Raw genomic sequence first — 4,525 nt, 5'->3', positions numbered from 1 at the left:
CCATCGCCGTCTGGGGCCTGGCCTTCAAGCCCAACACCGACGACATGCGCGAGGCGCCCAGCCGCACGCTCATCGAGGCACTATGGGAGGCGGGCGCGCGCGTGCAGGCGTTTGATCCGGTGGCCATGGACGAGACGCGGCGCATCTACGGCGAACGGCCCGACCTGGCGCTGTGCGGCAACAAGTACAGCGCGCTGGAAGGCGCGGATGCGCTGGCGATCTGCACGGAGTGGCAGCAGTTCCGGGCACCGGATTTCGAGGAAATGGAAAGCCTGCTAAAGGGCAAGGTAATTGTGGATGGGCGAAATTTGTACAGCCCGGACCGGCTGCAGGGTGACGGCTGGCAATATTACGGCGTCGGTCGCGGAAGTGGTCTCCACACCAACGCAACTGCCACTCCCCCAATCGATAATCCTGGAGCAGCCCACCAAAAGGCGCACCACTGAGAAATCATCGACCACTGGGCATCAAGCATTGGTCCTCTGCCTCGCCCTCAAGCGAGCAGTTAAGAGCGCCCCATGATCTGCCAGCACTAATGGCATAGACGCGATCGAAGTACTACCGCAGTCCATTCAAAGTCGTTAGCCCCACGAATGTAAAGGCGCCATGCTCCAAAACCATATTCCACCGCTTCAACCCGATGACTGCGAGAAAACCCCTGATCCCCATTTGAGCGAACAGTGGTTCGATCTCTTGACGCGTACAGCCCTTCCCCGTGGAACGAGTACTTCACGCATCGAAGTCGAATCTGCCAAAGGGCGCCTCTCAGCTCTCCCGGTGATGAGACTGCCAACATCACATTGGCGGCTCGAGGCGCTACAGACCTTTTACAGTCCGATCTACGGCCCAGTTAACGATGAGTTACCTACCGCCAAATCGCTCACACAGGCATTTCACACACTCCGCATCAACAACGCAGATGCCCCGGCAGTTATCGATCTTTCTCCACTCTGCGCCCAATCGCCTTTCATAGAAATCGCCGTTGAAGCGCTGCAGAGTGCAGGTTGGCTGGTCGATCGATATTTCCGCTTCGGCAATTGGTACACCCCGATCGAAACTCACTCGTTCGAGACGTTCCTATCGGCCCGCCCATCCCGGCTACAAAACACCCTTGCTCGAACGCGCAAAAAAGTAGCGAAAACAGGAGCCGTCTTCACCTTAGTGACGAACGACGACAGCAAGCTTGAGAGCGCTGTAGGGGATTTCGTAGCGGTTTACAACAAGAGCTGGAAACGCCCCGAGCCCTTTCCGGAGTTTATTCCGGGTCTCTGTAAACTCGCTGCTTCAAGAGGCTGGCTTCGGCTTGGCTTGATCCATCTCGAAAACCACCCGGTCGCAGCGCAGATCTGGCTCGTAGCCGGCGGACGAGCGCAAATCGTAAAGTTGGCGCACGATGGCGAGTGGCAACATGGCTCAATCGGCACTCTGATGACCGCTGAATTAATGCGTCACGTGATCGAAAAAGACCGAGTTTGGGAAATCGACTACCTGATCGGTGACGACTCTTACAAAAAAGACTGGACTCCACTGCGACGAGAGCGGCATGGACTCATTGCCTTCAACCCGCGGACGCCTCGCGGTCTGTTTGAAGCTAGTAAGCATTTTGGGGGCCGCTTCCTCAAAAGGCTGCGCCCCAAAAAATAACGGGCTCATTCACGGCAAGAGTATGTCCCGATCTACCCGATGGGCCGCCACGATCGTTTCAGAGTATCTAGCTCGGCGGCCTTCGTACCTCAAACTGTTCAACGTGCGCGCCCCGGGTGTAGAACTCGGTCGCGGGGACAAAATCAGGCGTTTTTTTCCGCACCCGTATCAGCGGGCGTAAATCTTACGGACCCACTCAAGTGTTTCGGCTGCCACCGAGCCGCTCAACTCTGCGCTGGAGAACGTGTGGTCTGCCTCATTGAAATGACGCACGTCACAAAGTTCAGAATTCACAAAACGCGCCCAAGCCCGATCAGCGGCTACGCACTGCTCAAACTCTCTCGCCACGTAATCCCGCCCACTAAGAAAAATGGCGACCGGCACTCGCGATGCCTCAAGGCCCTTTAGCATTCTTTCGGGCACGCTGCCCTGCACCTTAGGGCTGAGCTGCTGGTTTGCTTGACGAGTGGCCAGCCCGACCGCCGAGGAAACCTCGCCCATCGCGCCCCGAACACTTACCCCACCACGGATTAGCTTCAGCCAAAACTGTTTGTCGACCAACCGGCGCAGATAGTAGTGCTTTAGCATTGTGCGCGCTTCAGTGCTTGCGGTACGCACCCATGGGTTCAAAAGCACCGCACCCGACACGCGCGAATTGCGCCCCAAACTAAAACAGATCGCGCTCGCACCGTCACAAAGCCCCCAAAGAACCACCTGATCCAAGCCTGGCACCTGGCGAACAAAAGCCTCAATGGCAGCCTCGATATCGGGCGTGACATTCTCGAAATCCCTTATTTCCCCGGTTGAGTCGCCCATCCCGCGGCGATCGAATCGCATGCACGGAACACCGCTATCGGCTAGGAACCGGGCCAGCAAAACGAACTGACGGTGACTTCCGACACGGTACTGCGGACCACCGACGACAACGAGCACCCCGACCTTCAACATGCTTTCGCACACAGTGACCGGTAACGCCACTACCCCGATCAGCAGTTCGCCCTCGCACTCGAACACGACAGCCTGCTCAGTATGCATCGAGCCATCCCTCCAGCACGTCGCACGACTTTTCGATCAGCACAGGCGACGTGGCGATCTCCTGGGTCTGCCAAAAAGCAGGCCCCTCCAGCGCCAGCGCCTCCACTGTGCGGCCCTCGCCGCGAAGGCGCTCTACCAACAGACGCAAGCCCGGGGTGCACTCCGGGTCCGTCAGGCCAACAAGTTCAAGCAGACAAAGCGGTTCAGAATGATCCGGCCCAACCTTCAAGACCGCCGATTCAAGACCACTAACCAAGCCAGGGGAAAGCGTATAACCCGCAACCTCCACCAAACGATCCTCGGCCAGCGCCCGCCGCAACGCACTCATTGTGGCCTTGGCGTCCGAGTCGTTAAGCATCTCGCTCACACCCTTCAGGCGCAAAAACTGCTGCAGGTGTTGCCTGCCGTTGATCACGGGTTGCCAGGCAAGCAAGGGTAAATTCTTCCCGCTCTGTGCCATCCACTCAGCCGCAAGGAGACTCCCGGCTCGAAGGCTCCACAACACTGTTGGCACATTGCTTTCGCTAGTTAACCAAGCGTAAGACCGCCCAACATCTTCAATCCACGCTGCCCAGTTTGCATCGCCAAAATCGCCGGAGCTATCACCGCAACCAAGCAAATCGTGCTGCATCACTCTCCATCCCCGGGCCGCATAGACTTGGGCTGCAAGAGCAAGCATACGCCGGGACTTATTCAGCTCTTCCGCAAACGGCGGCAGAAGAAGAAGGTTACCAACCAGCGCAGATCGGTGCCTCGTCAACACACAGAAGCGCCTACCGCTTCCAGCCTCGAGGAAAAAAGCCTGGCGAACCACATCCCTCATGGTCAGGCGAGCTTGCCTTCCACGAAGTCAACCAAAGAGCCGACCGTCGCGAACGCCGAACCGTCGATCTCGTCATCTTCCACGACAAAACCGAAACGCTCCTCCATCAGGTTGATCACCCCGACAACCGCCATCGAGTCGAGTTCGGGCACCGCACCGAGCAGAGGCGTATCCAACGTGTACGAACACGCACGCCCCCCGAGGCTGAGCACCTCGTCGACGACGGCCAGCACTTCCTTCTTGATATCCAAAACGCTCTCCTGTGATCTTGCATTGAAGTGTGCCCGGCCAGGCTGTCGGGTGCTCTTGGTGGGCAGCGAGCATTATATGACCAACACCTCACGCAACCACATGCAAAGCGAGCACTCCAACAACCACCGAGACCAAAGCAAGGTGCAGCGCTACCAGCCAAACAGGACTAATCGAGATCGAGGCTCACTGTGGCAGATCTCGCCAGACGCCAGCTCTGCGCAAGCGATCCCGCAGTCCGGGTAACGGAAACCCTTTGGAGTAAGCGACATGCGCGCTCTTCAGCGCCTTGTCGTACTCCTTGAGGTCGGTATACGCAAGCCCGAGGTTGTAATGCACGTTGGCATCGTCACCGGCGATTGAACGCGCTTCCTCGAGCTTCTTCACTGCGTCGCCGGGGCGCCCATGCTTCAGGTAGTAGAGCCCGTAGATGACTTTCACCATGCTATCGTCGGGGCGGTAGGCTTCAGCTCGCAGGAGATAGCAATCCACCGTATATCTCGCACCTCGCGCATGGTTCGTCTTTTCCTTGACCCCGAGATTCACCATCGCCATCAACGCGCGATGATGGTTCGGAAAAGCCCGCAGGGTGTAGTCGATGTCGCCTCCAAAAGCCCCCGTTTTCTGCCTGGTAAAGGTCTCGACCCCTGCGTCAAAGTGGTGCAACTCCACCACGGGCAACTTGTCCTTATCCACGCGATAGTCATAAGGACCATGCCCCCAATGCCGTTTAGTTTAGCCCACGGTCAGCGCTTGGGGGCTGTCGGCTCATGC

Annotated in this window: 6 protein-coding genes; 2 read left to right on the top strand and 4 right to left on the bottom strand. The window is 57.9% G+C overall.

All coding sequences use genetic code 11. From position 1 onward, the window contains the following. Together ACUH78_RS18805 and ACUH78_RS18800 are read left to right on the top strand one after the other, a co-directional pair. A partial coding sequence (locus ACUH78_RS18805; protein ID WP_510497599.1) for a UDP binding domain-containing protein occupies positions 1 to 446 on the top strand: 446 nt, incomplete at its 5' end. 160 nt (positions 447 to 606) lie between these two features. Next, positions 607 to 1,644: a GNAT family N-acetyltransferase gene (locus ACUH78_RS18800; RefSeq protein WP_445334334.1), complete on the top strand. Its 1,038-nt coding sequence runs from the start codon at positions 607 to 609 to the stop codon at positions 1,642 to 1,644. Positions 1,645 to 1,812: 168 nt separating this feature from the next. Here ACUH78_RS18800 and ACUH78_RS18795 read toward each other — a convergent pair whose 3' ends face one another. The 4 genes from ACUH78_RS18795 to ACUH78_RS18780 all read right to left on the bottom strand — a co-directional run bounded on the left by ACUH78_RS18795 (position 1,813) and on the right by ACUH78_RS18780 (position 4,447). Further along, on the bottom strand, positions 1,813 to 2,679 hold the full coding sequence (locus tag ACUH78_RS18795; RefSeq protein ID WP_445334335.1) for a hydrolase 1, exosortase A system-associated: 867 nt from the start codon (positions 2,677 to 2,679) through the stop codon (positions 1,813 to 1,815). Beyond that, positions 2,669 to 3,502 (bottom strand): hydrolase 2, exosortase A system-associated, encoded by an 834-nt coding sequence (locus ACUH78_RS18790; RefSeq protein ID WP_445334336.1) that lies wholly within the window; start codon positions 3,500 to 3,502, stop codon positions 2,669 to 2,671. The genes ACUH78_RS18795 and ACUH78_RS18790 overlap by 11 nt, the downstream gene beginning before the upstream one ends. Before the next feature lie 2 nt (positions 3,503 to 3,504). Then, positions 3,505 to 3,753 carry an acyl carrier protein gene (locus ACUH78_RS18785; protein WP_445334337.1) on the bottom strand — a complete coding sequence of 83 codons (249 nt, stop codon included), beginning with the start codon at positions 3,751 to 3,753 and terminating at the stop codon, positions 3,505 to 3,507. Between the two features lie 184 nt (positions 3,754 to 3,937). Then, on the bottom strand, positions 3,938 to 4,447 hold the full coding sequence (locus tag ACUH78_RS18780; protein WP_445334338.1) for a tetratricopeptide repeat protein: 510 nt from the start codon (positions 4,445 to 4,447) through the stop codon (positions 3,938 to 3,940). Positions 4,448 to 4,525: the final 78 nt, after the last annotated feature.

The organism is Thauera sp. ZXT1-4 (genome assembly GCF_052598215.2).
This window is presented reverse-complemented; position numbering and strand designations above follow the sequence as displayed.

Bases quoted from the DNA above. Each gene is read 5' to 3' on its own strand.
- ACUH78_RS18795 (WP_445334335.1), bottom strand. From the start codon at position 2,679: ATGCATACTGAGCAGGCTGTCGTGTTCGAGTGCGAGGGCGAACTGCTG.
- ACUH78_RS18790 (WP_445334336.1), bottom strand. From the start codon at position 3,502: ATGAGGGATGTGGTTCGCCAGGCTTTTTTCCTCGAGGCTGGAAGCGGT.
- ACUH78_RS18800 (WP_445334334.1), top strand. From the start codon at position 607: ATGCTCCAAAACCATATTCCACCGCTTCAACCCGATGACTGCGAGAAA.